This is a genomic window from Pseudoalteromonas sp. J2K-J031 (genome assembly GCF_058197095.2).
On sequence record NZ_CM200279.1, the window covers coordinates 2,665,078 to 2,691,023 of the forward strand.

Consider the following 25,946-nt stretch of genomic DNA (forward strand, 5'->3'; position numbering starts at 1 on the left):
TATGTACCTTAAGAATTAATGGGCTGTCCAGCCACCATCTAAAATCAACGATTGCCCTGTCATGTAATTTGATAACTGGCTACTTAAATACGCGATTGCTCCTTTGACATCTTCTTCGGTTGCCATACGACCAAGAGGGACACGTTGATGATATTTTTCTAAAAATGCAGGATCTTGGCCTCTAAAGATACCACCTAGCACAATATTGTTAACACGAATATCAGGAGCAACAGTGCATGCCATCCATTTTGTCAGCTGCATTAAACCCGCTTTACTTGCTGCATAAGCTGCGGGGTTGCCCATATTAGTTCCCTCATACATTTGCATTTGAGGGCCTACAAGCGCATAAATCGACGAAATATTAATAATCGATTTAACGTTATGATCATGTGCTTTTAAAAGCGGTAGACACAATTGAGAAATTAAAAATGGCGCGGATAAATTCACATCAATACAGGCATTAAAGGTTTCAAACGATTGCTGCTCAAAAGGCACACACCAGCCGGTTAATTTGTCTGTGCCAACAAAAGCTGCGTTATTGATAACAACATGTAATTGACCAGATGTGATTGTCGCAACTTCAGAGATTGCTTTTCGAATAGCGTCTTCTTTTGCTAAGTCGCAATCAATCACTTCAACTTTTTGATTGCCTGATAAAATAAAACTGTTTTTAGCTTCAATTAACATATCATGGTGGCGGTCGAGCAATATGACGTTAGCACCTTGTTCAAGCAACGTTTGACAAGCCATTTTACCAACATGTCCCGCCCCACCGGTAATTAAAGCCCAGCAATCGGTCAAATCTTGTAGCTGATTAAGCGTTCTCATTTTTTACCTTTTTACTCATTAAAAACTCAGCGATATCAAAGTCATATTGTGTATCAATATCAATAGCACGCTCTTTTGGCACAAAAATCCCCAACGTTTTACCTGATAAAACGCCAGCATTTTCTAAAATAAAACGAGCCGTTGATACATAAAAAACAGTGGTAATATCCCAAACAACTGGCACATCCTGCCTTCTAATATACTGATGTTCATTGATCACTAATTGAACTAACCCCGACTCATTTTGCACCACCATATTAAAGTAAGGGCTGCGATCTGCCGTTGTGATCCCAAGCGCTAAATCAGCATCACTTGCGATAAATTGCGTCAGTGCATTGGTGACGTCTTCTACCTCACGAAGTGGTGAGGTCGCAGGCAAGCTAATAAAAACATCATCAAGTGCCATGGTATTATTTTGTACCAATTGCTCGACAGCGTGTTGCCACGCAAGCCATTCACTCGATGTATCAGCTGCTAAATGTGCCGGACGATCAATGACTTTTGCTCCAGATTCAATTGCAGTCGCCGCAATATCTTTTCCATCAGTAGAGACATAGATGTCATCAATTAAAGGGTGCGCTGCGCCTAATTTGATTGCGTAATCAATCAATGGCCGCCCGCATAAAGGCTTAATATTTTTATTGAGAATGCCTTTAGAGCCAGCTCTTGCAAACGTAAACGCTATTACTTTTTTAGGGTTCAATTTGTTAACTCCAGATACTCTGTATGGCATTGCTCAGCACTTTGCCTAATAGCATCAATCCATCGCATTGTTTGATAGGCACTAGTCAATGACTTAATATTGGCTTGGCTTTTTATTGTTAAAAAGTGCTGTAGTTGATTGATATATTGCTGATTTGGATCCTCTTTAATATCAATCATCTGCTCTTGCCCATCTCGTTTACAAAGCACGAGTTCCTGTGTAATTAAGTCCCAACGCAATACAGCTTGCTCACCATATACATGCAAATAACGGTTAGGTTGATATTGCAACATATCAAGCTTAACAATAATTGCCGCTTGCAAACCATCTGCAAAAGTAAAACAACCCGAGATAACAGCTTGGTTTTCACAATCCATAGTTAAAATCGAATGGTTTAATAATGTAGCCTGCACCGCTATTTTTTCGGGCGAAAAAAGTGCCAGTAAATAATCAAGTTCATGGCTTAATTCAAGTAATACACCCCCACCTAAGGCTGAATTGGCCGACACCGCAACTTGATAATTCTTTTGCGGTCGCCAATTTGGCAAATATTGGCCGACTGCGGCATCAATTCGCCAGATAGCCCCAAGCTCTTTACGCTGTAATATTGCTAGAACATGTTCAAACCCTTTAGTAAAAGGCAAGTTATAACCGACTTGTACAGTGGTGCTTTGCTGTTGCGCGGTGTTTAACAACTCAAAACCTTGAGCTGCATTCATAGCCAAAGGTTTTTCAATCAAACAAGGAATATTTGCTGCAAGTAACTGCTGGGCATAGTCAACATGGCTATTAGTGGGTGAGCAAATAAGACAAAAATCGAAACGCCCTTTTAAAAGGTCGCTGGATGGTAAGGTCGATATTTGCTGATATTCAATGGGATAATCATCAATCGCAGCACTAGAGCTGCGCAATACTGTCAGTTGCACAATTGCATCTAATGCAATCAGGTTATTAATATGACGCTTAGCAATATTGCCATATCCAATTACAAGTACGTTATACATAGGCGACATTAAAAAAAGTTAATCGCATCACTTTGCGCTCGCTCAAAATCAGACATTCTACCAATATCAAGCCAATATTCATGAATTGGAAACATCGAGATACGCTCTTCATTGGCTAAACATGCATTTATTAAATCAGGCATATCAAGGTATTCGTTCATTTTTAACTTTTGAATAACCTCTGGCGAAATAACGTAAATCCCCGCATTCACAAAATATTTTTCGACTGGTTTTTCAACAATATTCGTCACACGGTTATTTTCAGATTGAATAACGCCATACGGTACTTGAAACTCATATTCGCGCACGCACATGGTGATCGCTGCTTTTTCTTCTTGGTGATAAGCGAGTAACTCAGAAAAATCGACTTTTGTTAATAAATCACCATTCATTAAAATAACAGGCTCAAATACATCGGGTAATAAACTAAGCGCGCCCCCAGTACCAAGTGGTGTGCTTTCTTCAATGTATTCAATTGCAACACCAAGCGCTGCGCCATCACCAAAATAATCTTTAATCATGTCAGCTTTATAATGCACAGAGATATAAAACTGCTCAAAACCAAAACTAGAAAAACTCTCAATGATATTTTCTAAAATTGGCTTTCGGCCAACTTTTAACAAAGGTTTAGGGCAACTTGATGTTAACGGTCGTAAACGCGTACCAAAACCACCGGCCATAATAAATACCGGATTAGTCAGCTTACCGACACCAAATAAATGGTCTCGGGTTTCAATCCCTAAAATGCGTTGTTCTTGAGTTAAAATCGGGATGTGTAGTAATTTATTCACTTCTAGCAAGTGCTTGATTTTGCTTGCACTATCGCCTTTATACGCGGTAACCGGTTTATGAGACATAATCAAATCAACCGCCGAACTCAAACCATGATGGGCTAAAATTGCACGGCGAATATCACCATCGGTGATCACCCCTACAAGCTGTTGCTGGTCATTGATAATTAACACTATTTTTAACGTTGAAATGTTTAATGCATTTATTGCATCTTGCATTGTGCTGTTTAATGGCAAAATAGCCTGCTCAAGAGATGTAATCATATCAATCACCTATTTAGTTGCGGTTACTGTCCACTCTTTGGTGAAAATACCATCGCGGTCACCATTTTGTTGGTAGCCATATTTAAAACTTGAAAAATCAGCAAATAAAATGGGTAAATCATCTTCAGCAGTAAAACGCGTACAACCAGTATCTGACATAGGCCCAACGGCAGGCAGGTAACAGTTGTAACTGATCTTCTCGCCGGTTTCATCACCTAGCGTACCTTTAGCAAAGGTACGTGAATACAATAAACCATCTTTTTTTAATACTCGGGCGATTTCTGCATACGCTTTTTTTGAATCATCAAATTCATTGCAACTAATTGCTTCAATATCGATTACAGCATCAAAGCTCTCATCGGCAAAAGGTAAGTTTAAAAAATCACCGACTTTAAGTTCACCTTGCCAATTGGGTACTTCAAGGGCTAAACGATTGTGTGCTTTTGTGATTGCAGACGAAGATCCTTCTACGGCATAAACCGAAAACCCTTCACGGGCTAAATACCAAATATTAGCGCCCGGACCACAGCCAACCTCTAGCACTTTTATGGCACTACGATCTTCAACCGCATAAAAATTACGTGCTATAAAGCGAATAATGTCTTCGCCAGGGTATTGTCCCCAGTTTCGCGAGCTAAAAATATGTTCCCACGTTTCATCCCAAGCCATATTCACTCCAAAATGTTCAAATTTGATACTTCTAATCAAGTCTAATTAGGGAAAGCAAATTTTAAGCCAACTGCCTATATTGAAGAAAAAAACGCTGTGTTGTCGAGGGTGCGTTTAAACACAAATAATCATAGTGTTTTTGATCGAAAATAAGGCCTGAAATAATAAAAGGTAATGAAACAGAAGAAAATTTTTGTTTAAATTTCAACAATGAGTTTTCTGGTTCTGGTGAATTACCTCCCCCTAGATAAAATAATAAATAGCCTTCTTTACAATAAAAATCGAACAAAAAATCAAATATCATTGGATTTGAATTTAAAAAATAATAATCAGGATCGGTCGCACCCAAATGATAATAAACATGGTTTTCATCTAACAATACAATAACCATGTTAATAATTTCGTTTTGATATAAAACAGCAAAACACGCTACATGTTGATTTTTCGCTAAGTGTTCAAAATAGGCCTCACTAAAAAAATAAAAGTCTGCCGCATCATTTTTAACCATTGTTTTTGTATATAAAGTAAAAAATTGATGCGCATACTCATTTAAGTCAACCTGAATAACCGACAAGTCATGGCTTTTGGCTTTTTTGATATTTCGCTTTAACGAACTTGTATAATGAGATTTAAAATCAGTTTGCAATTCAACAATGATTGTCTCTCTTTCTACACAATAAAAATCAAATAAAGCGCGATTATTTAAAGCAAAACTATTAAGTGGGTTATTGCGAAAAAATTCAGCCACAATGTTTTCGTTTAAACACGCTTTTTTATAGCGGTCTAAAAACGAAATGAGCATTGTTTTATCAGTGATATTGGTTTCAAACCCGCCATAACCATAAGGGCTTTCTAAATCGTAATAGGCTTTTTTTTGAGTCGCATCGGGTATGACTCTTTTAATTGATGCATTTAAAAGGTAAAAGCCATCAAGTTCATCGTAATAGCTAAAAAGAGCGCCCTCATTCCTTAAAATAAGGTCTGCCTCTAAGTAGTTTTGGCTTTTATAAATAGATTTATGCACAAATAAACTCTTTTATTATTCGATTACAATAACGTCATCTGGATAAAAATCTTTTATTGCCGTTAAACCTACGATATGAGGCAGTTGCATAGCCGAAATACCACCAACGCCTGTGCGTTTAGCACTAAAATCATCGAAGGTAAATCGGTGCCCTTTTTTTATTATTTTGTTAGCAACTAAAAACTTTCTGGCAATCAAAATATTGCCACGCTCACTTTGCGTCACAGATTTTTCTGTATTACCAAGTGCTTGTTCTATATTACGAATTTGTTGAACCATTAGCGCTAATTCTTTAGGCTCTATTGATGCAAAATGATCGGGTCCACTGAGGTTATTATCTAACGTAAAATGTTTTTCTATCATTACCGCACCTAACGCCACAGCAGCAATTGGCACCTCAATCCCTTTAGTATGATCTGAATAACCAATTTCTAACCCTAAAACATCTTTTAATGTATTCATTACATTTAAGTTTACATCTGACATTGGCGTTGGATATTGGGTATTACAATGAAGCACTTTTATATTTTTTACTTTGTTTTTAGAGTTTAATAATTTAATAGCCTCTTTTATTTCAACTAACGTTGACATGCCAGTTGATAAAATCACATTTATTTCATGAGATGCAATTTCATTTAATAAAAAGAAATTGGTTATTTCACCCGATGGAACTTTAATTGTTTCAAGGCCCATATTGAGTAAAAAATGTAAGCTATCTAAATCAAAAGGAGTGTTTAAATAAGCTATTTTTTTCTGATCACAATATTTTTTAAGCTCTAAATGCTCATCAAAACTAAGCTCTAATTTCTTCAACATTTCAGACTGAGTTTCATTTTTACCGGTTGTAGACTCTTGATACTCAGCCTTTTTTGCTGTTTTACAAATGATATTATCTGTTTTGAAAATTTGGAATTTCACATAATCGACTTGCGCTTCAACGGCTTTATCAACCAATTTTTTTGCTAAATTAATATCGCCATTATGGTTAACACCAGCTTCAGCAATAATGATGGTACGGTGGTTTTTGTTGGTATTCATATTATAGATCCGTGAATTTTTTTACTAAATTTACCGGTGGAGTTATACACTGTAATATCTCCATCACTCTAGAAACTGTTTTGCCATCGCCATAAGGGTTTAAAGCAGTCAAGCATAATTGTTGATGCTCTGCGGATTTGGCTTTCTTAACTGATTGTATAATATCGACAGTATTGACCTTCGCATTAATACAACTGGCGGCTCTGACCCTTCCTTTTTGTCTATCACCTATATTAATGGTTGGTTTTTGAAACATAGGCGCTTCTATTAATCCGCTAGAAGAATTGCCCACAACCATTTCACTGTATTTCAGGGCGCTTAAATACCGTTTAAAACCAAGGGATGCGATTAGTTTAATCCGGGTGGGATTGTTGGCTTGCAAGCGTTTGAGTTCAGTCACAATCACATCATTACCTTCATCAGCATTAGGGTATGTGATAATAAATTGATAGTCAGTCAGCGCCTCAATGGCAGCTGTTACCTGCTTGATTTCATTTAATGCGTCATTTTGTGCGTGAGTCACAGGGTGATAAGTACATAAAATAAAAGGCGCGGTTAATGCAAAATCGATACTGTGCGCTAAATCAGCAAGGCTTAATAACTCAGTATGATAAAAATGATCGAGCCCAGGCTCACCAACATTAAAGACGCGCTCAGGTTCTTCGCCTAGTTGCAAAACTCGCTCGCGGTGCGCCTCATTTGAAACAAAATGCCAATAACTCAATTTTGTTACGCAGTGACGTACTTGATCGTCAATAATACCTTCGGTAATTTCACCACCTGAAAAGTGCGCAATAGGAATATTCAAAATACACGCTGCATTAGCAATGCCAAGCAATTCAAACCTATCACCCATCATAATCAACACATCAGGGCGATTATCACTAAAAGACTTAGCAAAAAGCTCGGTTGCACGGCCACAACTTATGGCGTTATCAAGGGCGCTGCTACCTGTCATGCCGATATCAATTTTATCAGCAATAGCAATACCTTGCGCTTCAATTTCTTGATAGGTACAACCAAATTTTTCGGATAAATGCATGCCCGTAACTAATAAGCGAAAATCAACCCATGGGCTTTGCTCTAGCGCTTTTATTAGCCAATAAAACAGGCCAAACTCCGCCCGAGTGGTCGTAACTAAAGCCACTTTTAGCATGTTGAACGATCCAACTGAGCACTACTTGGTAAATTAACCAAATGATCAATTAGGTATTCGGTATTGGTCATGCTTGATTGATAGACACCTTGGTACATTGGCAAGCGATACATAGGTTGCCATGCAGGCCGCATCATTACGTTATGCTGCTTTGCAAACTCAAGTAATGCTTGTTTTGCCTCTTTTGATGGTGCAAGTACCGCATTGAGCCAATTATTGGCCACAGTATTGGCAGGTACACTGATGAATTTAAACTCAGAATCCTTAAAAAAATGCTGATATTGCTCGGCAATCAACTGCTTAGCAGCCAAAATGTCATCAAGTTTAGCCAATTGCGCCACGCCCAGTGCAGCATTTAAATTAGGCATACGGTAGTTGTAACCTAATTCTGGATGATAATACTCAAACGCATCGGCTTGTTTGGCGGTAGTGGTTAAAAACTTGGCTCTTTTTGCGTCTTCTGCCGTGCGGCAAATAATTGCCCCGCCAGCCCCTGTGGTAATGGTTTTATTGCCATTGAAGCTCAAAACACCAAAACGGCCGAACGTGCCAAGTGGTTTCTGTCCAAAGCTAGAGCCGAGCGCTTCTGCTGCATCTTCAACTAATTCAATATGATATTGCTCGCACAATGCGGCAATTTTTACAATATCGCAGCTCAAACCAAAGGTATGCATCGGCACACAAGCACGGATCACTTTATGATCAACCTTATCACGGCAAACACCTTGGTCATCTTGATAAGTATGATTTGTTAGGTAATCAGCCAATACCTCTGCGCTTAATCCTAACGTACTTAAATCAACATCGAGTAAAACTGGTTCTGCGCCACAATAAGCGATGGCATTACAAGTCGCTACAAACGTCAATGCTTGGGTGATCACTTTATCGCCGCGGCCAACACCACTTAATAACAGCGCCATATGAAGTGCTGACGTGCCAGAATTAACCACAATGACTGGCGCAGCTAATCGCTCTGATAATTGATGTTCAAATTCATCTACATACTCGCCCACACTTGAAACAAACGTCGACTCAATAGTGCGTAGTACCAGGTCTTTTTCAAGTTGTGAAAAGCTTGGCTCATGCAAAGCTATAAAATCTTTATGTGGATAAAGACCCCGAATAAAATCGATAATTGACGACAGCTCAGTATTCATACGTTGTAAATATCCGCTTTGTATTTTTGCAAATTCTCTAAAAACCACTCAACGGTCTGGCTTAGACCTTGCTCTATCGAAACCTCTGGAGCAAACCCTGTCACAGTCGCTATTTTGCTGTTATCGCACCATAAACGCTGCACTTCGGAGTCTTTGGGTCTAAGCCTTTGTTCATCAATAATAAATTCAACGTCACTGGCCATTACTTTTTTAATTAAATTAAGCGTGTCCTGAATCGAAATCTCAAAGTTAGAGCCAATATTAAAGGTATCACCAACGGTTGCATCACTTTGTGCTAGGGCTAAAAATCCCCTACAAGTATCGGTAACATAATTAAAATCGCGCGTTGGGCTGACATCTCCGAGTTTAATTTGCTTTTGACCACTTGCGATTTGCGTAATGATCGTTGGGATCACCGCGCGAGCAGATTGACGCGGCCCATAGGTATTAAAAGGACGAGCAATCGTTAGCGGCAACCCAAAAGCATTATAAAAACTCATCGCCATCATATCGGCACCAATTTTTGATGCACTATAAGGTGATTGTGGCTGCAGCGGGTGCTTTTCATCAATTGGCACATATTGCGCTGTACCATACACTTCGCTGGTTGAGGTATGAATGACTCGAGATACGTTATTTTCTTTTGCAGCTTGGCAAATATTGAGCGTACCTGTGACATTAGTAGCAACATAACTATCGGGCGCAGTATACGAATACGGGATTGCAATGAGCGCGGCTAAGTGAAAAACAATTTCAATATCTTTAGTAATAAGCTTACAAAAATGCGGGTCACGAATGTCCCCTGTCACCACTTCCATTTCTTTTGTTAACAAAGAGTTATCGAGCCAACCCCAATGATTAAATGAGTTATATTGCACAAGCGCTCTGACTTTATAGCCTTGCTGCACCAACAGTTCACATAAATGTGAGCCAATGAAACCATCAGCCCCAGTCACCAAGACGCTTTTTTTCAAGTGAGTCCCCTATTATTTGAGCGAATGATACACATCTAAAATAACATCATTCATAAAAAAAATATCACCGCGGGCTTTGCCAAACAGCTGAATATTATTTACTTTTTCTAATATCGCATTTTTTTGGCTTTGTTGCATGGCGGTAAATTCAAGCGTTGGTATTGGAAAGCTATTAGCTAAAAAATGACTTTCAACTTCAAACTGACTATGCTTTGCCAAAACCTTACACTCAATGAGCTCGTCAAACACAAGCTGTTCAAGGTCACGCACAGCTTGATTCTCTAATTTATCAGTGACAAAAACCTCGACCGTCACCCGATGACCTTTGGTGCTGCCATGGGCCTGTATATTCGAGTATAATGTTGCGCGAAAATGCTGATGAGCCGGATTATAATTGTTGTAATAATACAAATCCGTAATCGGTGCGGTATCAATAATATAATGCAATAAATAGGTATTTAAAAAACGCAGTGGCTGTGCAGGTTTTTCAAGTTCAATTGTTGCACTTTTAAAAAAACTAAATAATGGCACTGTCCAAATCAACTCATCACAAGTGAGTATTTCATTATTAATTTTGACGTGTGTCACTTTTTTATCATTCACAATAATATTGGATAATTGAGCTGAAAAAATCGTCTCGCCACCCATTTTTTCATATTTTGAAAACAATAAATCGACCCACTGCCCAATACTGCCATGTTTAGGATAATAATATTTAGCGTTGGGATTACCTTGGGCATAACTGTGATAAGCAAATCGTGCATCCAATACAGGTAGGGTTTTTAATTCTTGTGTGACTATTGGATTAAAACCAATTATCCGAGTCATACCAAATAAACGATTGGTATTTGGAGCAAGCTGCTCAAGTGGTGTTTTAAAGAGTTTTTCAAGGGATGGCTTAAAAACGGTTTGACAAAGAGTTTGGCCAAACTCTGACCTCAATTGCTCAGCCAAATTTTTAAATTCGGCTCTTGAATTATGCGCGCTTTCAATTAGTTCAACCATTGATTGTTGATAGAGTGAGCTTGGTAATGCTCGACTATCAACTATTGGGCTATAATCATTGAGTTTTTCAAAACTATAATTTCCCGACTTTAAACATCCTAAATGGAGCCAATCATCGTTATTTAAATCAGAAAAAAGAAGATCATCAAGCTCATCAACATTAAGGCGGCTTAATAAATGAGTACCATAATCGAATACTTCGCCATTTTTTGCTGGAAAGGCCCGCATTAAACCACCAGGCTCTTTAGCTGAATCAACTAATAAAACCCGCTTACCTTTTTTCTTTAATAATAATGCTGCAAGTAAACCAGCAATGCCCGCGCCCACTATAATAAATTGATAAGATGAGTTATTCATTATTAGCCTGCCTTTAAAACGTTTAATAGATAATCAATAATCTTATCTATTAAACAGTAAAATCAATTGATACAAGTCAAAATAACTCAACAGAATTAAAGCTCAAAATTAAGTACTTTAGTTTTCAACTCTGTTTTTAAATCAATAAAATACTCAGACATCAGTGGCAACACTTCTTTTAAATACTGCCTTCTTGATCTTTCGTTACCTATTGCATACATATGACCCAAAATGGTTGATGCTATATAGGTAAAGGAGCCTTCTAACATTCTGGCTGTAAATATTTCTTTTGTGCCATCACATTCACGAATAATTTTAAAAATACGATTAAATAATAGCGATACATCTTTGGAAGATATATCGGTGATGCGATATTTTTCATCCACTATTTTATCTATCGTACTAAACAAATGTTCGCTTGCTTGTGTCAGTTTAGTAACCCACTCTTGGGTATTAAAAAACTCATCTGTAGTGTTGCTTAATAACATTTGACGGATTAGCTCTTTATCAACATCATTTTCTAAATTAATATTTTCCATTTTTAGAGGGATTGTCCCCTCAACCAGGGCACCATCTGAACAATTAAACACTTGTTTGTGCTCTGCTGCACTAATATTGTTTCGTATGCTGTATTCTACAGAGCGTCTTGCCCAGCTAAAAATAGTGGTAGTGAACACTTCATCACAAAAGTTACCTTTTACTTTTAGCTTGTCTGTTTTTTCAACAAGATTTTTAATTTCATCGCTGTATTCGGCATAATAACCAGAGCTTTTTGAATGATGATTTTCTTTATCTTTATAGCCATAATCACATCCGAACATGTAAATATCGCCACTTTGAAGCTGATTAAAAATCCCCATAGCACCATTGGTTACTGTAGGGTTAGTGCTATAAATAACAGCTAAATCATCTGCATAATATCCGCGAATAAAATCGGTTGAGCCATCATTAGGTTTTAAATATAAAATAGAATCATCAAACTGAGATGGTACTTTTTTATATAACGTATTCATCCCAAGTAAAATAGGTTTACGCTTTAACTCAATAAAAGGGTTGGCATCTAATACATCATAAATACCTTTAGTTCGCTCAACTTCAATATGAAAATCAGACTGAATTCCATTACGATTAAGCGCTAACATCGAGGTACCACAAGAGACTATAATCGCTTTACCGTGGTATTTTCTAATTGTCTCAATTGCATTATCTAGCGAAGGGCCAGAACCACAAATAAATATCGGATATTTATGTTCCTGTTCAAAATAGCGATTCGCTAATAAAAACTTTTGTTTGTTATTAATATGAGAGTACATATGATTTAACGAAAGAATTTCATCTTCGAAAAAACCAAAGCCACTGTACATAGTACTAACATTATCGATGTATTCTTTTAACGCTTTATCTGCCGTATCGCTGGTATAGTGTTTATAAATGGTTAAACAACTTAAATTATACTGCCCAAACTTTTGTGCTAGCACCGCTAACCCATCTATAAATTCTGTAATTTTTGAACCAACCGTTAAAGTGACTGTTTTTCCGTCATATTTAAAACGGTCAAACACCTCAACCCAATTGATTGTAAACAGTGAGGCATAAAATAAATCAGAACTTGGTTCATAAATATAAAGATGGTCGATTTCTTCTTTTAAAATTCGCTTAAAGTGATAACCAAGCCCAGTCCCTATTAAGATAAAAAATGGGTGTTTACCAACGGGTTCATGAGGCAGCTCATTAAACCTATTTTGAAAGTTAGATAAATGGCGATATTTAAGCGCAGTATCTGATACTTTTTTTAAATAATCGAGGTGAATATAATTAAAATGATTGAGTTCATCCTCGCTAGGCACGAGTAAATACATGCTTTGCACTGGACGCTTGAAAAAAAGATCTGATTGCGCTTCACATATTTTCTGAGGATCGTCTGCAAAAATAAACTGGCCATTCGAGGCTATGTTTAAATGACCATTGTTATCAAAATCTAATCCGTAGTCTTTAGGATCATAGTGAATAAACTGCTTAAAAATATGGGGCATATTTTTTTGGAAAAAAACCATATTCCTATCAAATTGTTTATTGAGCTCTAATCGAAGGGCATCAATATTTTGACGTGAATTTTGTTCAATACTCATAAGACTCTCGATTTATTAAAACTATTTTGACAGTATCAAAAGTATCGGAGCAGCTGAAGTAAAATAACGCAGACTATTTCTTTTTGTTAATCCCGCTCAGTGCGTCTAATTGCGCAGTCAAATAATCACCTGTAGCTTGTAATTGCGATACCAACAAATCCATGGTGGTAAATTGCGAAAACAAGCGAGCTTCATAGCGACTCATCCGCTCATCAAAATTAGTGCGCTCTTCATTAATACGACTAATCGATGATGTGGCCGATTTAATTTTTGACTCTACAATCCCGCCAATACCCTTGTACTCTGATACTACATTCGATAATGCTTTACCAATACCTTTTTCGCCTGCAAATAGCGCACCAAATTGCTCGAAATTAGTGTTTAATTCTTTTTTCAGCGTATTTTCATTGAGGGAAAGAGTGCCATCACGCTCTGTTTTAACACCAATTGACGCCAAAGACATCGTATTGAATTGATCTACATTAACAATTCCCCCTAATGCACCACGTAACTGGTTCATCATTGTACGAATGGTAGCATCACCAACAAGTTGACCTGCTGTGCCATCTTCACTTACTTTGGTTAATTCAGTGACAACGGCATACATTTCGTTATACGACTCAACAAATTTTTTAACCGCTTCTTCTGTCGAGCCTTTATCAAGGTTGATTTTAATATTATCGCTTGCTGTCGCTTCATGTGCCTTTTTAACTTGCAACGACAAACCGGCTACCGCATTTTCAAAAGTATTTGTTTCACTTGTGACAACAATAGAGCCGTTGAGGGTGATTTGAGCTTTCGATGCTGCTGTATTTTCAGTGTAATTTGCATATTCATGGCTTTTCAAGAGCTTTGACATCGAGGGATCTGCTGAGGTAATAACAACATTATGATTACCATAATCATTTGTAGATTGATAAACCAGCTTAAAACCTCCTGCATTATCATCTTCCAAAGAGGCAGTTACATTAATACCGGCAGCATTAATTTTATCAATTACTTGCTCAATAGTTTCACCTGCTAAGACCGCAATATTAGCGGTATCTGTACCATTACTGATATCAAAAGAACCAACAGCAAACGTTTCGCCGCTATTGAAGGTTTGACTTGAACGCGTTTGAGCGTATGAGAAACCAAGTTGTGATAAACCTGAGTTATCATGCAAAAAACCATCACTGTCAGTCACGTTAAGCGATAACACACTGTTATCACCGGTTTGATTTGAGCTTAAGGTTAAGTAAGAGCCACTATCACCTTTTACTATCGACGCTGTTACACCAAAATTTGATGATGCACTGTTAATTTTTGCAGCAATGTCATTGATTGTTTGCCCTGCTTCTACATCAATCGAAAAGCCTTTATCGAGCCCAAGCGATCGAATTTCAAGAGTACCACTGCCAATAGCTGCGGTTGCGTCAATAGGACCAGTGGTAATTTTTTGTGCCGAGGCGACTTTATTGACTTGGACGTCGTAACTTGATACTGATGCGGCAGAACCGGCTTCAGCAGTAAAGAAATCAGAAGAATAATCGACTTGTCGTTTTGAGAAAGTAGTGGGGAGTTTTAAATCAAAAATTGTGTCATCTAAATCAGAAAGGGCTGATTTTAATTTACCTAAACCAGAAATTTGTTCAGTAAATTTAGTTTCAGCGGCTAGTTTTTTTTCATCAAAGGGTTTGCGCTCTGCTGCAACTAAACTTTTTACTGTTCCGTTAACATCAAAACCCGTACCGATACCTGGGGATGATAATGTAGCCATAACCTTTCTCCAACATTAGACTTTTGTTTCCATAAAAATACCCGTTGCTTGGGATAAATTTGAAACAACATTTAAAATTTCTTCTGATGGGATTTGACGGATAGTTTCACCGGTAATACCATCGATTACTTTAATTACGTCTCTTCCTGAATCTTTATGAATACTAAACTGCAAAGATTTATCAAGTGAGCTGACAAAGTCTTGCAATTGTTGCGCCACACCTTGCAGATGTTCTGTAGAAATTTCAACTGCTTCGGGTTTATTTTCAGCTTTTGCTTGAGCTGCTTCAGCTGTAGCCTGATTTTGTTTAGCGGCCGTTAACGAGGCCTGTTGAGTTGCGTTTATTTCAGCTTCTTTTCGATTACTTTTAGTTAATGATGTTAATTGACTAACATCTTTTCCTATCTCGATGTTCATAAGGTCCACCTCAATCATTATGATTTAAAAATGAATAAAAGGAATCTAAAAATTAGATTCCTTTTTTGAGCTAAAAATCTAATTAACCTAATAAGCTAAGCGCTGTTTGAGGTAACTGATTTGCTTGAGCTAGGATTGATGTGCCTGCTTGTTGCAATATTTGGTTTTTAGTCAATTCTGCTGTTTCAGTTGCAAAGTCTGTATCTCTAATACGGCTTCTTGATGCTGACGCATTCTCAACAACGTTTGTTAAGTTGTTTACCGTAGTAGATAAACGGTTTTGCACCGCACCCATATTTGCTCTTTGGGTATCAATGTACGAAAGCGCACCGTCGATAACCTCAATTGCTTTTTGTGCGCCTAATGCAGTACCGATATTGATATCGTCAACTGTTTCAGTGCCTGAAATTGAAGAGTCAGCTGCAGTGTTACCGTGTAATACGCCTGCAGTGCCCGCAGTATCAGTTAGTTTAAAGTCATCTTTACCAACCAAACGAACCGTACCAACAAAGCTTGCATAAGCAGCTGTTGCATCAGAAGCACCAACCCCTGCCGCGCCACCTGTTGCTGTGCCATATAAACGCCCTGCAGCAATGGCTGTTGTAGTATCTGATGTATTGCCATCAAAGTCATACGTTGCCGCTTGAATTGTCACACGTGAACCAACACCGTTATATTCAACTTGCATGTTCTCAAACGTAATGTTGTCACCACGTTCACTTACAAGTTGAACACGACCGTCGCCCGTTAAGCTTGCAGAAACACCTGTTTCGCCCGCCGCTTCATTAAATGCATTCACTACCGATGACAAGTTTTCAGTATTCGATACTGAGAACTTAATACGAGTACCTTCTTTTGAGTAATCTGTATTTTCACCACGTAACTCGAGTGTGAAAATTGCATCCCCAGTCATTACAGCGGTATCAGCAGTTGCTGTTGTACCCACTGAACCATAGAAGTCAAGCGTTACAACGGTTCTTGCATCGGCTTCTACACCGGTTTTAGCTGAAATTTGATCAAGTGCACGTTCTGCATCATATGCTGAACCATTTGTTCCCTTGATAGTTGCAGTTGCACTACCTAATGAGCCTTTCACGCCAATACTGATAGTCGCGCTACTTGCGATAGTCGAAATGCTGCCACGGTTTGCCGCGTAAGTCGATTGTGCGGCACCCGCTGTGCCTGATGAGATAAAGTTACCAAAACCAACTAACGCTGTTGTTGCCGTTAACAAACCACCCGTTAAACCTGTTGACGTAACACCTGCATTTACAGCACCCGCTAACACAGCAGCGTTTGCGTCGGTGTAATTTTTAAGCTCATAGGTTTCTGCACCCATGTCTTCACCGAAGAATGAACCCACACTTACGTTAATGGTTTCAAATGATTTAGCACCTACTTGGAATTGCTCAGTACCAAATGAACCATCAAGTAATTTACGATCACCAAATGATGTTGAGCTGGCGATACGGTCAAGTTCACGTTTTAACTGTGTTACTTCTTCCTGTAATGCACCACGGTCAGCGTCTGAATACGTACCATTTGATGCTTGAACAGAAAGGTCACGCATACGTTGCAGGATGTTTGAACTTTCTTGCAGAGCGCCCTCTGCAGTTTGCGCCATTGAAATACCATCGTTGGCATTTCGAGTCGCTACATTTAGACCATTAATTTGAGACGTTAATTTGTTTGAAATCTGCATACCAGCAGCATCATCTTTTGCACTGTTTATTCTTAAACCAGAGGACAAACGTTGCATCGAAGTTTCCATGCCGGAACTTGCTTTACTTAAGTTGCGTTGAGCGTTCAACGACGTAGGATTTGTTTGTACTGTTAGAGCCATTTGAACTCTCCTTAGAGGAATGTTACTAGTTTCGTATCATGTTATTTATGATAACGGCAGCGTTTGTCCTAACTTTAATAAAAATTGAAAATTATTTAAAAAATGTACAATGTTTTTGAAGGGTGTTTAAAGAAAATACAATAAGGGCAGCTATTTAGCCAACTTTTGAAGATATTAACAAATATAAAGTTGTTGGCAAATAAATCATCGCGGCAGAACAATCAGAATAAAAAACAGAGCAAACACAATAGATAAAGACAGGGACATCCTCCAAACTGCCCCTTGTAACCAAGGGGCATGAGGAGATATTTGTGAAAAGAAGTAATTAACCGCCAAGCAGTGATAGCGCGCTTTGAGGCAATTGGTTTGCTTGCGCTAATATTGAGGTTCCTGCTTGTTGTAATATTTGGTTCTTTGTCATTTGCGCTGTTTCAAGAGCAAAGTCTGTATCACGAATACGACTTCTTGAAGCTGAGGCATTTTCAACCACGTTCTCAAGATTCGAAATCGTGCTTGATAATCGGTTTTGCACCGCACCCATGTTCGCCCGCTGACTATCGATATACGACAACGCACCATCAATGACATCTATCGCTTTTTGAGCGCCAAGCGCGGTACCAATGTTGATATCATCAACAGTTTCTTTACCAGAAATCGCTGACTCACCAATGGTATTACCGTGAAGCATACTGCCAGCACCTGTCGAGTCTTGCAGTTTAAAATCGTCACTGCCGGTAATGCGCACAGTGCCAACAAACGTTGAAGTCGATGCATTTGCATCCCCATTACCCACACCACCTGCGCCATTGGTTGCAGTACCAAAAATACGACCAGCAGCAATAGCAGTTGCGGTATCTGACGCATTACCATCAAAATCATAGCTTGCTGCTTGAATGGTCATACGAGAGCCTACGCCGTTGTAATCAACTTGCATATTCTCAAATACAATGTTGTCACCACGCTCACTAACAAGCTTAATACGGCCATCGCCGGTTAAACTGGCAGAAATACCCGTTTCACCTGAAGCTTCATTAAACGCATTGACTACGCCACTGAGTTCTTCGGTATTGCTAATCGTGAATTTAATACGTGCACCTTCTTTAGTTGCATCAGTATTTTCACCGCGAAGCTCTAAAGTGAAAGTCGCATCACCGGTTAATAAAGCGGTATCTTGCCCACCAGCAACGGAGCCAACACTGCCATAAAAATCAAGTGTTACCACCGTACGAGCATCGGCTTCTGCACCTGTTTTTGAAGTAATTTGGTCAATCGCACGCTCTGCGTCATAAGCTGAACCACCTAACCCCGTAATGGTTGCACTCGCACTGCCTAACGAGCCTTTTATACCAAGCGACACGGTTGTTGTTGTGGCGACGGTTGAAAGCTTGTTACGGTTTGCCGAATAGGTAGATTGTGCTGCACCTAAGCTGCCTGTGGTAATAAAATTACCCATACCAACTAATGCCGTACTAGAATTTGCGGCAATTAAGCCTGTCATGGCTGTAGCTGTAGCAACATTATTTTGCAAGCCTGACGCCGCATTTGCAGCAGTTTGATTTTTCAGCTCATAGGTTTCTGCACCCATGTCTTCACCGAAGAAAGAGCCTACGCTTACGCTGATTGTTTCAAACGATTTAGAACCCACTTGAAACTGTTCAGTACCAAATGAGCCGTCCATTAACTTACGACCACCAAAAGTAGTGGTTGAAGCAATACGGTCTAACTCACGTTGTAACTGTACAACCTCTTCTTGAAGGGACGCACGATCACCGTCCGAGTAGGTACCATTTGCCGCTTGGATGGCAAGATCTCGCATCCGTTGTAGAATATTGGTACTTTCTTGCAGCGCACCCTCAGCAACTTGTGCCATCGAAATGCCATCATTCGCGTTACGGGTCGCAACGTTAAGACCGTTAATTTGCGATGTCAACTTATTGGATATTTGCATACCAGCAGCGTCATCTTTGGCTGAGTTAATTCTCAAACCCGATGATAAGCGCTGCATCGAGGTAGTCAGACCCTCGGTAGACTTGTTTAGATTTCGCTGGCCGTTAATAGAGGCAACGTTTGTGTTTATATACATACCCATCTTAGTATCTCCTCAATGATGGAATTTGTTTTCATCTATACCAAAGCATTAACTGTGCCAACTAGATATAATCAAACAATGATAAATTTTGCACACGTGCAAAAGCTTGCTGTGCTGCTTGCAATCCCACCCGAGAGTTTTCAAGGTTTGTAACAGCTTCGTATACATCTATTTCTTCTAAATCTGCGAGTGTTATTTTTGTCGTTTCTTTAAACAACAACTGAGCATCACCTTCATTACTAATCGAATTCATCCGCGCACCAATTTGCGAACGCGTATTGTCGATGTTGGTTTGCGCATTAGTAACTTCTTCAAGCAAAGCACCTAAGACATCCGCACGACGGTTGTTTTCAGGGCGATCTAACCTAACTGTTTCAGGAAAGTTCGGCGCAGGAGCAGCAGGAACCGTGGTTTGATTGCCAGAGGCGCCAGCCACTGTGATTTCAATACCATTAAAGTTAAGCTGCGTGCCTGCAGGGTTATACGCTTGAGCAGGAACTGGGGTAGCCAATACAGTTGGCGGAGTGGTACTTCGGTCAACTTCGCGCACCTCAACTTGGCCTGCTGATGGAAAAACCACTTCAAAATCAGCAAATTTATGCTCATCAGGAAACTTAATATTTCCTCCGGCAATACTTACCGTTGAGGCGGCAAGTGGTTTTGCCGTGTAACCCGTACCAGTAATCGACATGGCATCAATGGCTTGCTGAAACATCCAAAGTACACTTGTTTCATCGGCTTTTGCATCCGGTTGCATATCAAATACATCACCCGCTTGTGGTGGATTATTGACATCCGTTTTTACCGAAATTCCTTGGAATTCAATTTTATCACCAGGACTATAACCATAAGGACCATTCACAACATTCGGGACTGGCATTGAAACATCTATCACTTGCCATGTATCGGCTTGTGGCGGTACTGCACCTGAAAATTGAATTTGAAAAGAGTTAGCCGGCGCAGTTGGCGCACGATATTCAGCAGCGTCCGTGACAAAGCCTAATGACACTTGTGCACCGCTTGCGGCTGGGCCTGCAGGTCGGTAATGACTAAATTTTGACGCAACATTGGATGCAAATGAACTACCAGGTTCGGTCACAGCAACATCAAAGCTCGGTGCAATTAACACTTGGCGCTGACCGCTGTCACCTTTGTAATCAAAATAGCCAAAAGAATCTTCTTGATAAGGCTTGGTTCGCGTTTGAAAACCCGAAAACATAAAGTCGCCGTTGGCATTTTTCTGATTCACAATACCTTCATACTCTTCGTAACGAGAGGCGATTTGTTCGCGATACGCAATAAGCCCATCATCATCAAGCGCACCATTAATTGCGCCACTTAAACTTTCTTGCAGACGTAATAAAATATTATTCATCGACGTTAACGATGTTTCTGATTCGCGGTTGTAGCGGTTTGCTGTTGATTGCGCATCAAGGTAACGACTTGATACATCAAGCTCTTTTTTCAGCTTAATGATGCTATTGGCCGCTACCGGATCATCAGAGGGGCGAATGACTTTTTTGCCTGATGACAGCTCTTCTTGCGCACGATCAAGACTAACTTGTCGAGACTGCAAACTTGCTAAAGAGCGTTGATAAAAATTCGCTGTACCTATTCTCATATCAGACTCCTATCGTACTGCTTGCATTAAACTGTCAAAGGTTTCATTGGCAATCGAGATAATGCGTGCCGCTGCGGAATACGCTTGTTGGTATCGGATCAAATTTGCCGCCTCTTCATCAAGGTTTACCCCTGAAATCGCCGCCATACGCTGCTCAGCACCTGCAAGCAATACGGCAAAAGAATCGGCATTTATTTTCCCACTTTGAGTTTTAACCCCAACAAACGTCACCAGTTCTGCATAAGATTCTGAGAAGGTATTCGTGCCGCCATCTAAGGTTTTTTTATTCTGATATTCGAGCATTTGTAATGCGTTGGAGTTATCACCTGGACCAAATCTTTTCTCATCAAAAGGCGCGGAGCCACCTTGATTGGTGATACTAAAGACTTCATTACCAGCAAGTTGACCTTTAATTTCTAAACGCATGCCTGGTAAATCAATAATTTGGTCGGCAGGGATATTAAAAGGTCCTCCGGCAGGCGCAGCTAGCGCAGTGCCAGCGGAATCTTGAATACTGTATTGCGTACCTGCGCCATTCACTACGACTTGAATTTTAGGGTCAAGTGGCGGTGGAAAATTGGCTTGATTTGGATAATTTGCATTGGTTGCATCAGTTAATTCATATAACGACACTTCAACATTATTTGGGTTGCTTGGGGCACTGACATCCAGCGCATTGCCCGCTGCAGCCACTAAATTTGGGTCTTCTAATGTCCGTTCAATATCCCGCGAGCCCGAGTAAGTTGCTCGAATTAAAAAACGATCCCCTACCGCAAGGTTGTTTTTGGCAATATTAATATTCAGCCCAGTACCTGGAATTTCTAACCGATCATTAGTGGGGGGCGACATGGCGGTAATATCGGCAGGCGAAAAAGTCACTAATACATTTTTATCCTGATCAGACACCACCAAGTTACCTGCCGGATCAACTTCCATCGAATATTCATCACCACTAAGTAGTGATGCGTTATTAATGTTGACCGAAAAATCACTTGAGATTGGGTTTTGCTTTGAATTCAAAGTACGCGTTAATGCAATCTGAGGGTCGTTAATATCTTTAAATAAGTTAGTCCCAATATCACCATTTAAATCTCGACCTAACGATTGCTGACGATTAAAAGCATCGGCATACGCGATGGCGATTTTTCCCATATCTCGAATAGCAGGCAAGAGCAACTCTTCGCGAATTTTAAATAACCCACCTAACGAGCCACCGTCGAGTTGATTTGTAACAATCGCTTTGTTGGGCGCCCCGGGAGTCGGTGCAATGCCTATTTCCAGCTTATTGGCATCAAATTCATTTCGTTCAACCGACAAAGGTACAGCAAACGTGCCTGCCACTAACGTTAAGCCTGTTCCTACGGTTAAGTTAATGGTGCCATCAGGTAAATCAATAATATTAACTTGCACTTTTTCACTGAGTTGACTGACAAGCAAATCACGCTTATCAAGCAAGTCATTGGCAGGAAAACCATTTTCAGCAACGGAGTTTGCAACGGCAATTTCACCATTTAACTGACCAATGCGCGATGTAATCTCATTAATAGCAGCAACGGTGGTTTTTATTTCTTGATTGATATTACCTAAATGTTGTTGCTCAACCTCACTAAACATGTTGTTAAAGCGTTTAGCTGTTGATTCGGCTGAGCTTAAAAATACGTTTCGTGCAGAGACAATAGTTGGATCTTCGGTTATCCCATTAATAGCATTGAATGACTCTTCAATGCTTTTAGTAATACCGGTATCAGTATTGGCTAAAAAGTTATCAAGGCGGCCTGCATTAATAGTTTGCGTATTGTTGTAGTTAAACTGGCTTTTGTTATAAATAACTTCGGTATACGAAAACTCATTAAAAGCGCGAGAAATGGAAGAAACTTGCGTACCATTACCAAGAAATACGCCACCAAAGGGAATACCCACGGTTGAAATCTGCTCAACGGTTTGACGGTTGTAACCTGTGGTATTCACATTGGCAATATTATGGCCTGTGGTATCGAGCCCTTTTTGTGCGGCCGCTAAGCCAGAAACACCCGTTCCAAGAATCCCAAAACTCATCTAAATTTACTCCGTAAACTTTGCAACTTCGTTACTTAACATCCGCTTCACCCCCTGCTGTAAACCATCACTATTTAAGATCCCGATGATTTTTTTCGCGTAATTTGGGTCTGTGGCGTAACCTGCTTCTTGTAACTTATGCAAAAAACGCTCCATGTTATTAGATTCTTTTAATGCATCTTGATAACGACTGCCTGATGATAAAAAATTCACAAAGTCATCAAAGCTTTCCTCAATGCTTTGATACGAGCGAAAAGCGGCATTTTTCTTCACGGCAATACCGTCTTCATACTCTAGCGTCACTTTTTTAACCGACTCGCCTTGCCAATTACTACCTGCTTTAATGTTAAAAAGGTTATTACTCGACTCACCATTTGGCGCATTGATAATGTGCTTACCCCAACCGGTTTCAAGCGCCGCTTGGGCAATCATGATCGCTGGGTTGATATTTAACTTTTCAGCAGCCGATTTTGCCTTGTGCCAGAGTGATTCAATAAACGACTCTTGAGACTCAAAATCTGGAGTTTTAGATGGACTGATGGCCTCGGCAGGAGTGTGCTCATCACGCTTTGCTTGAGCCCTTTGGGCCGCGATAAATTGCTGACTGACCCAAGTCGGTAACGCCGTGTTGACCGCTCGAGTGTTTGACAATGCCATATCTGTCGGTTGCGCTTCATTACCTAAAGTAGCGTCGGCGCGCAAGGTTGACGCAGGACGATAATTTTTATAATCAGGGCTAAGCTGCTCAACGATTAAGTCAGCAAGTCCTAATGAACCATTGGAAGAAAGCTCCATCGTCAGTTGCTGATCATGCATATCTTGATAAAACTTGGTCGATTCACTATTAAAAGGGCTATCGGATTCAAAGGCTTCATTCGCTTTACGCATACTTTTGAGCAGCATATTCATAAAAATTGATTCAAAATGCTGCGCAGCTTTTCGTAGCGCTTCCTTTTCATTTCCTTGACCACTTTTAGCATCATTTCTTAGGTCATTGAGGCTATTAAAGTCAAAGTAACTACTCGGTGAGCCGTGATTGATTTCATTCATAACAGTTTGTTGACACAAGAAAACATAACTAGATGAATGCAATTGAAATGCCAAGTTAAAATAAACTTTAATTATTGATTTAATTAAATAAATAAATAAATAAATAAATAAAAATTACATTACGAGCGCAGGAGTAAAGCTTGTCTTGTTTAAGGTTGTAAAATAAAAAAACGAGCTAGGTGCGCTCGCTTTTTTCGTTTTAAATCTACTTATTGCCGCTAAATGACGATCAACTGGCCACTTATTGCCCCAGCCTCTTTAAGTGCTTCTAAAATAGCCATTAAATCACCTGGAGCCGCTCCAACTTCATTAATAGCTCGTACTAAATCATCCAGACTCACGCCAGGATTGAAGACAAAGGCCCGCGAATCATCTCGTGATACATCAATAATGCTTTGATTGGTCACTGTGGTATTACCTGCAGCAAGTGCATTAGGCTGCGACACGTCTTGATTTTCTGCAATCGTAACCGTCAAGCCACCATGAGTAATGGCAGCCGCTTGCAGTTTGACATCTTTGCCAATCACTATGGTGCCGGTGCGTGAGTTAACCAAAATTTTGGCTGAGGTATCGGCGGGTTTAAACTCTAAATTCTCAAGGGTTGATAAATAGGCTACCCGTTGTGACACATCTCTGGGTGCAATCACACGCACTGACGCGGCATCTTGCGCGCTGGCAGAATTAGGCCCGACAAGATTATTAATTGTTTCGGCCAAGCGTTTTGCAGTGGTAAAGTCTGGGCGATGTAAATTAAAGGTAATAAAATCACCTTGCGAAAAAGGATTGGGTACCGCACGTTCAACGGTTGCCCCGTTGGGGATCCTACCTACAGTCGGCGTATTAACCAAAATTCGGCTACCATCAGCGCCTTCGGCACCTAAACCACTGACAATCAAACTACCTTGACTAATCGCATAAACATTACCATCAATCCCTTTTAAGAATGTTTGTAATAATGTTCCACCTCGTAGGCTACTGGCGCTTCCAATAGAAGAAACAGTGACGTCAATTGTTTGCCCAGGCTTGATAAAAGGCGGTAGTTTTGCATGCACAGCAACCGCGGCGACGTTTTTAATTTTTGGCTTCAGATTATCAGGTAATGCAATACCAAAGCCACTTAACATGGCTTTAAAGGTTTGTTCGGTAAAACGGCTTTGTTCACCTGTACCAGGCAAGCCGACTACCAAACCATAACCGACGAGCTGATTGTCTCGCACGCCTTCAACCATTGACACATCTTTGATCCGCTCAGCAACACTGCTGGTACTGATCAGAAATAAAACCAATGCGATTGAGAATAGAAAATGTTTCATTTAGTTTCCCCTTAAAAAGGAAATAACGCACTCATAAAAAAGCGCGATAACCAACCACTGCTTTGGGCATCTTGTAGATCCCCTTTACCAGAATACTGAATACGTGCATTAGCAATACGATTAGATTCAACTGTATTGTTGGATGAAACATCAGAACCCCGTACCACACCTTCTAAACGAATAAACTCTTCACCCGTATTTAAAGTCAGCCACTTTTCGCCACGGATCATTAAATTACCATTAGGTAACACCCGCATGACATTAACGGAAATATTACCGTTTAAGCTATTGGATTGATTAGACTTTGCATCCCCTTTGTAAGAGGAATCGGACTGCAGACCTAATTCGATACTTTCACCGCCAATATTGATGCTTTTACCACCTAGGCCCACTAACGGATTGAGGCCAATATCAGTCGCTTTGCCACTTTCGGTTTTGGCACTTTTAGATGCTTGAGTCGATTCATTGAGCATGACCGTAATAATATCACCCACACGTAATGCTTTTTTATCACTGTACAAATCATTGGAATTGTAGGCATCAAACAAAGAGCCGGTTTGGATTATAGACTCTGTTTCGACCTGCGCCGGAATAGGAGTGAAATAAGGATCATCGGCAACAACATTCCGGTTGCCATTTGAGACACAGCCTGCCGTTAGAAAAATAGCACACAGACTAATTAGAGTATTTTTCATGACCC

General features: G+C 39.8%; 21 protein-coding genes. All 21 read right to left on the reverse strand.

Features of this window, described 5'->3' with window-relative positions:
- Window positions 1-15: 15 nt before the first annotated feature.
- The gene (locus tag AC3KZC_RS12015; RefSeq protein ID WP_490577881.1) at window positions 16-828 is read right to left on the reverse strand and encodes an SDR family oxidoreductase; all 813 of its coding nucleotides are present in this window, start codon (window positions 826-828) and stop codon (window positions 16-18) included.
- Entirely contained in the window at window positions 815-1,531 is a 717-nt protein-coding gene (locus AC3KZC_RS12020) for an acylneuraminate cytidylyltransferase family protein (RefSeq protein WP_490577880.1), read from the reverse strand. The genes AC3KZC_RS12015 and AC3KZC_RS12020 overlap by 14 nt, the downstream gene beginning before the upstream one ends.
- Window positions 1,528-2,535, reverse strand: a complete 1,008-nt coding sequence (locus AC3KZC_RS12025) for a Gfo/Idh/MocA family protein (RefSeq protein WP_490577879.1) — start codon at window positions 2,533-2,535, stop codon at window positions 1,528-1,530. Before AC3KZC_RS12025 ends, AC3KZC_RS12020 begins: the two co-directional genes overlap by 4 nt.
- 8 nt (window positions 2,536-2,543) lie before the next feature.
- Window positions 2,544-3,590: a nucleotidyltransferase family protein gene (locus tag AC3KZC_RS12030; RefSeq protein WP_490577878.1), complete on the reverse strand. Its 1,047-nt coding sequence runs from the start codon at window positions 3,588-3,590 to the stop codon at window positions 2,544-2,546.
- 9 nt (window positions 3,591-3,599) lie between these two features.
- Window positions 3,600-4,259: a class I SAM-dependent methyltransferase gene (locus tag AC3KZC_RS12035; protein WP_490577877.1), complete on the reverse strand. Its 660-nt coding sequence runs from the start codon at window positions 4,257-4,259 to the stop codon at window positions 3,600-3,602.
- Window positions 4,260-4,320: 61 nt separating this feature from the next.
- Entirely contained in the window at window positions 4,321-5,283 is a 963-nt protein-coding gene (locus AC3KZC_RS12040) for a GNAT family N-acetyltransferase (RefSeq protein WP_490577876.1), read from the reverse strand.
- A gap of 15 nt (window positions 5,284-5,298) precedes the next feature.
- A complete protein-coding gene (gene neuB, locus AC3KZC_RS12045; RefSeq protein WP_490577875.1) occupies window positions 5,299-6,321 on the reverse strand; it encodes an N-acetylneuraminate synthase in 1,023 nt (340 codons plus the stop codon).
- 1 nt (window position 6,322) lies between these two features.
- Window positions 6,323-7,477 carry a UDP-N-acetylglucosamine 2-epimerase gene (neuC, locus tag AC3KZC_RS12050; RefSeq protein ID WP_490577874.1) on the reverse strand — a complete coding sequence of 385 codons (1,155 nt, stop codon included), beginning with the start codon at window positions 7,475-7,477 and terminating at the stop codon, window positions 6,323-6,325.
- On the reverse strand, window positions 7,471-8,634 hold the full coding sequence (locus tag AC3KZC_RS12055) for a LegC family aminotransferase (protein ID WP_518525892.1): 1,164 nt from the start codon (window positions 8,632-8,634) through the stop codon (window positions 7,471-7,473). The genes neuC and AC3KZC_RS12055 overlap by 7 nt, the downstream gene beginning before the upstream one ends.
- Window positions 8,631-9,608 carry an NAD-dependent 4,6-dehydratase LegB gene (locus AC3KZC_RS12060; RefSeq protein ID WP_490578536.1) on the reverse strand — a complete coding sequence of 326 codons (978 nt, stop codon included), beginning with the start codon at window positions 9,606-9,608 and terminating at the stop codon, window positions 8,631-8,633. The genes AC3KZC_RS12055 and AC3KZC_RS12060 overlap by 4 nt, the downstream gene beginning before the upstream one ends.
- A gap of 12 nt (window positions 9,609-9,620) precedes the next feature.
- Window positions 9,621-10,970, reverse strand: coding sequence for an NAD(P)-binding protein (locus tag AC3KZC_RS12065; RefSeq protein WP_490578535.1), 1,350 nt, complete (start codon window positions 10,968-10,970; stop codon window positions 9,621-9,623).
- A gap of 95 nt (window positions 10,971-11,065) precedes the next feature.
- Complete coding sequence (locus tag AC3KZC_RS12070; protein ID WP_490578534.1) at window positions 11,066-13,099, reverse strand: motility associated factor glycosyltransferase family protein; 2,034 nt, start codon at window positions 13,097-13,099, stop codon at window positions 11,066-11,068.
- A 73-nt stretch (window positions 13,100-13,172) separates the two neighbouring features.
- Entirely contained in the window at window positions 13,173-14,858 is a 1,686-nt protein-coding gene (fliD, locus tag AC3KZC_RS12075) for a flagellar filament capping protein FliD (RefSeq protein WP_490578533.1), read from the reverse strand.
- 15 nt (window positions 14,859-14,873) lie between these two features.
- On the reverse strand, window positions 14,874-15,275 hold the full coding sequence (locus AC3KZC_RS12080) for a flagellar protein FlaG (protein ID WP_490578532.1): 402 nt from the start codon (window positions 15,273-15,275) through the stop codon (window positions 14,874-14,876).
- Window positions 15,276-15,357: 82 nt separating this feature from the next.
- Window positions 15,358-17,118 (reverse strand): flagellin N-terminal helical domain-containing protein, encoded by a 1,761-nt coding sequence (locus tag AC3KZC_RS12085; protein WP_490578531.1) that lies wholly within the window; start codon window positions 17,116-17,118, stop codon window positions 15,358-15,360.
- A 325-nt stretch (window positions 17,119-17,443) separates the two neighbouring features.
- Window positions 17,444-19,207, reverse strand: a complete 1,764-nt coding sequence (locus AC3KZC_RS12090; RefSeq protein ID WP_490578530.1) for a flagellin — start codon at window positions 19,205-19,207, stop codon at window positions 17,444-17,446.
- Between the two features lie 61 nt (window positions 19,208-19,268).
- The gene (flgL, locus tag AC3KZC_RS12095) at window positions 19,269-20,828 is read right to left on the reverse strand and encodes a flagellar hook-associated protein FlgL (RefSeq protein ID WP_490578529.1); all 1,560 of its coding nucleotides are present in this window, start codon (window positions 20,826-20,828) and stop codon (window positions 19,269-19,271) included.
- Between the two features lie 9 nt (window positions 20,829-20,837).
- The gene (flgK, locus tag AC3KZC_RS12100) at window positions 20,838-22,883 is read right to left on the reverse strand and encodes a flagellar hook-associated protein FlgK (protein ID WP_490578528.1); all 2,046 of its coding nucleotides are present in this window, start codon (window positions 22,881-22,883) and stop codon (window positions 20,838-20,840) included.
- A 6-nt stretch (window positions 22,884-22,889) separates the two neighbouring features.
- Window positions 22,890-23,933 (reverse strand): flagellar assembly peptidoglycan hydrolase FlgJ, encoded by a 1,044-nt coding sequence (gene flgJ / locus AC3KZC_RS12105; protein WP_490578527.1) that lies wholly within the window; start codon window positions 23,931-23,933, stop codon window positions 22,890-22,892.
- Window positions 23,934-24,151: 218 nt separating this feature from the next.
- Window positions 24,152-25,246, reverse strand: a complete 1,095-nt coding sequence (locus AC3KZC_RS12110; protein WP_490578526.1) for a flagellar basal body P-ring protein FlgI — start codon at window positions 25,244-25,246, stop codon at window positions 24,152-24,154.
- An 11-nt stretch (window positions 25,247-25,257) separates the two neighbouring features.
- Window positions 25,258-25,941: a flagellar basal body L-ring protein FlgH gene (gene flgH / locus AC3KZC_RS12115; protein WP_490578525.1), complete on the reverse strand. Its 684-nt coding sequence runs from the start codon at window positions 25,939-25,941 to the stop codon at window positions 25,258-25,260.
- Between the last annotated feature and the right edge of the window lie 5 nt (window positions 25,942-25,946).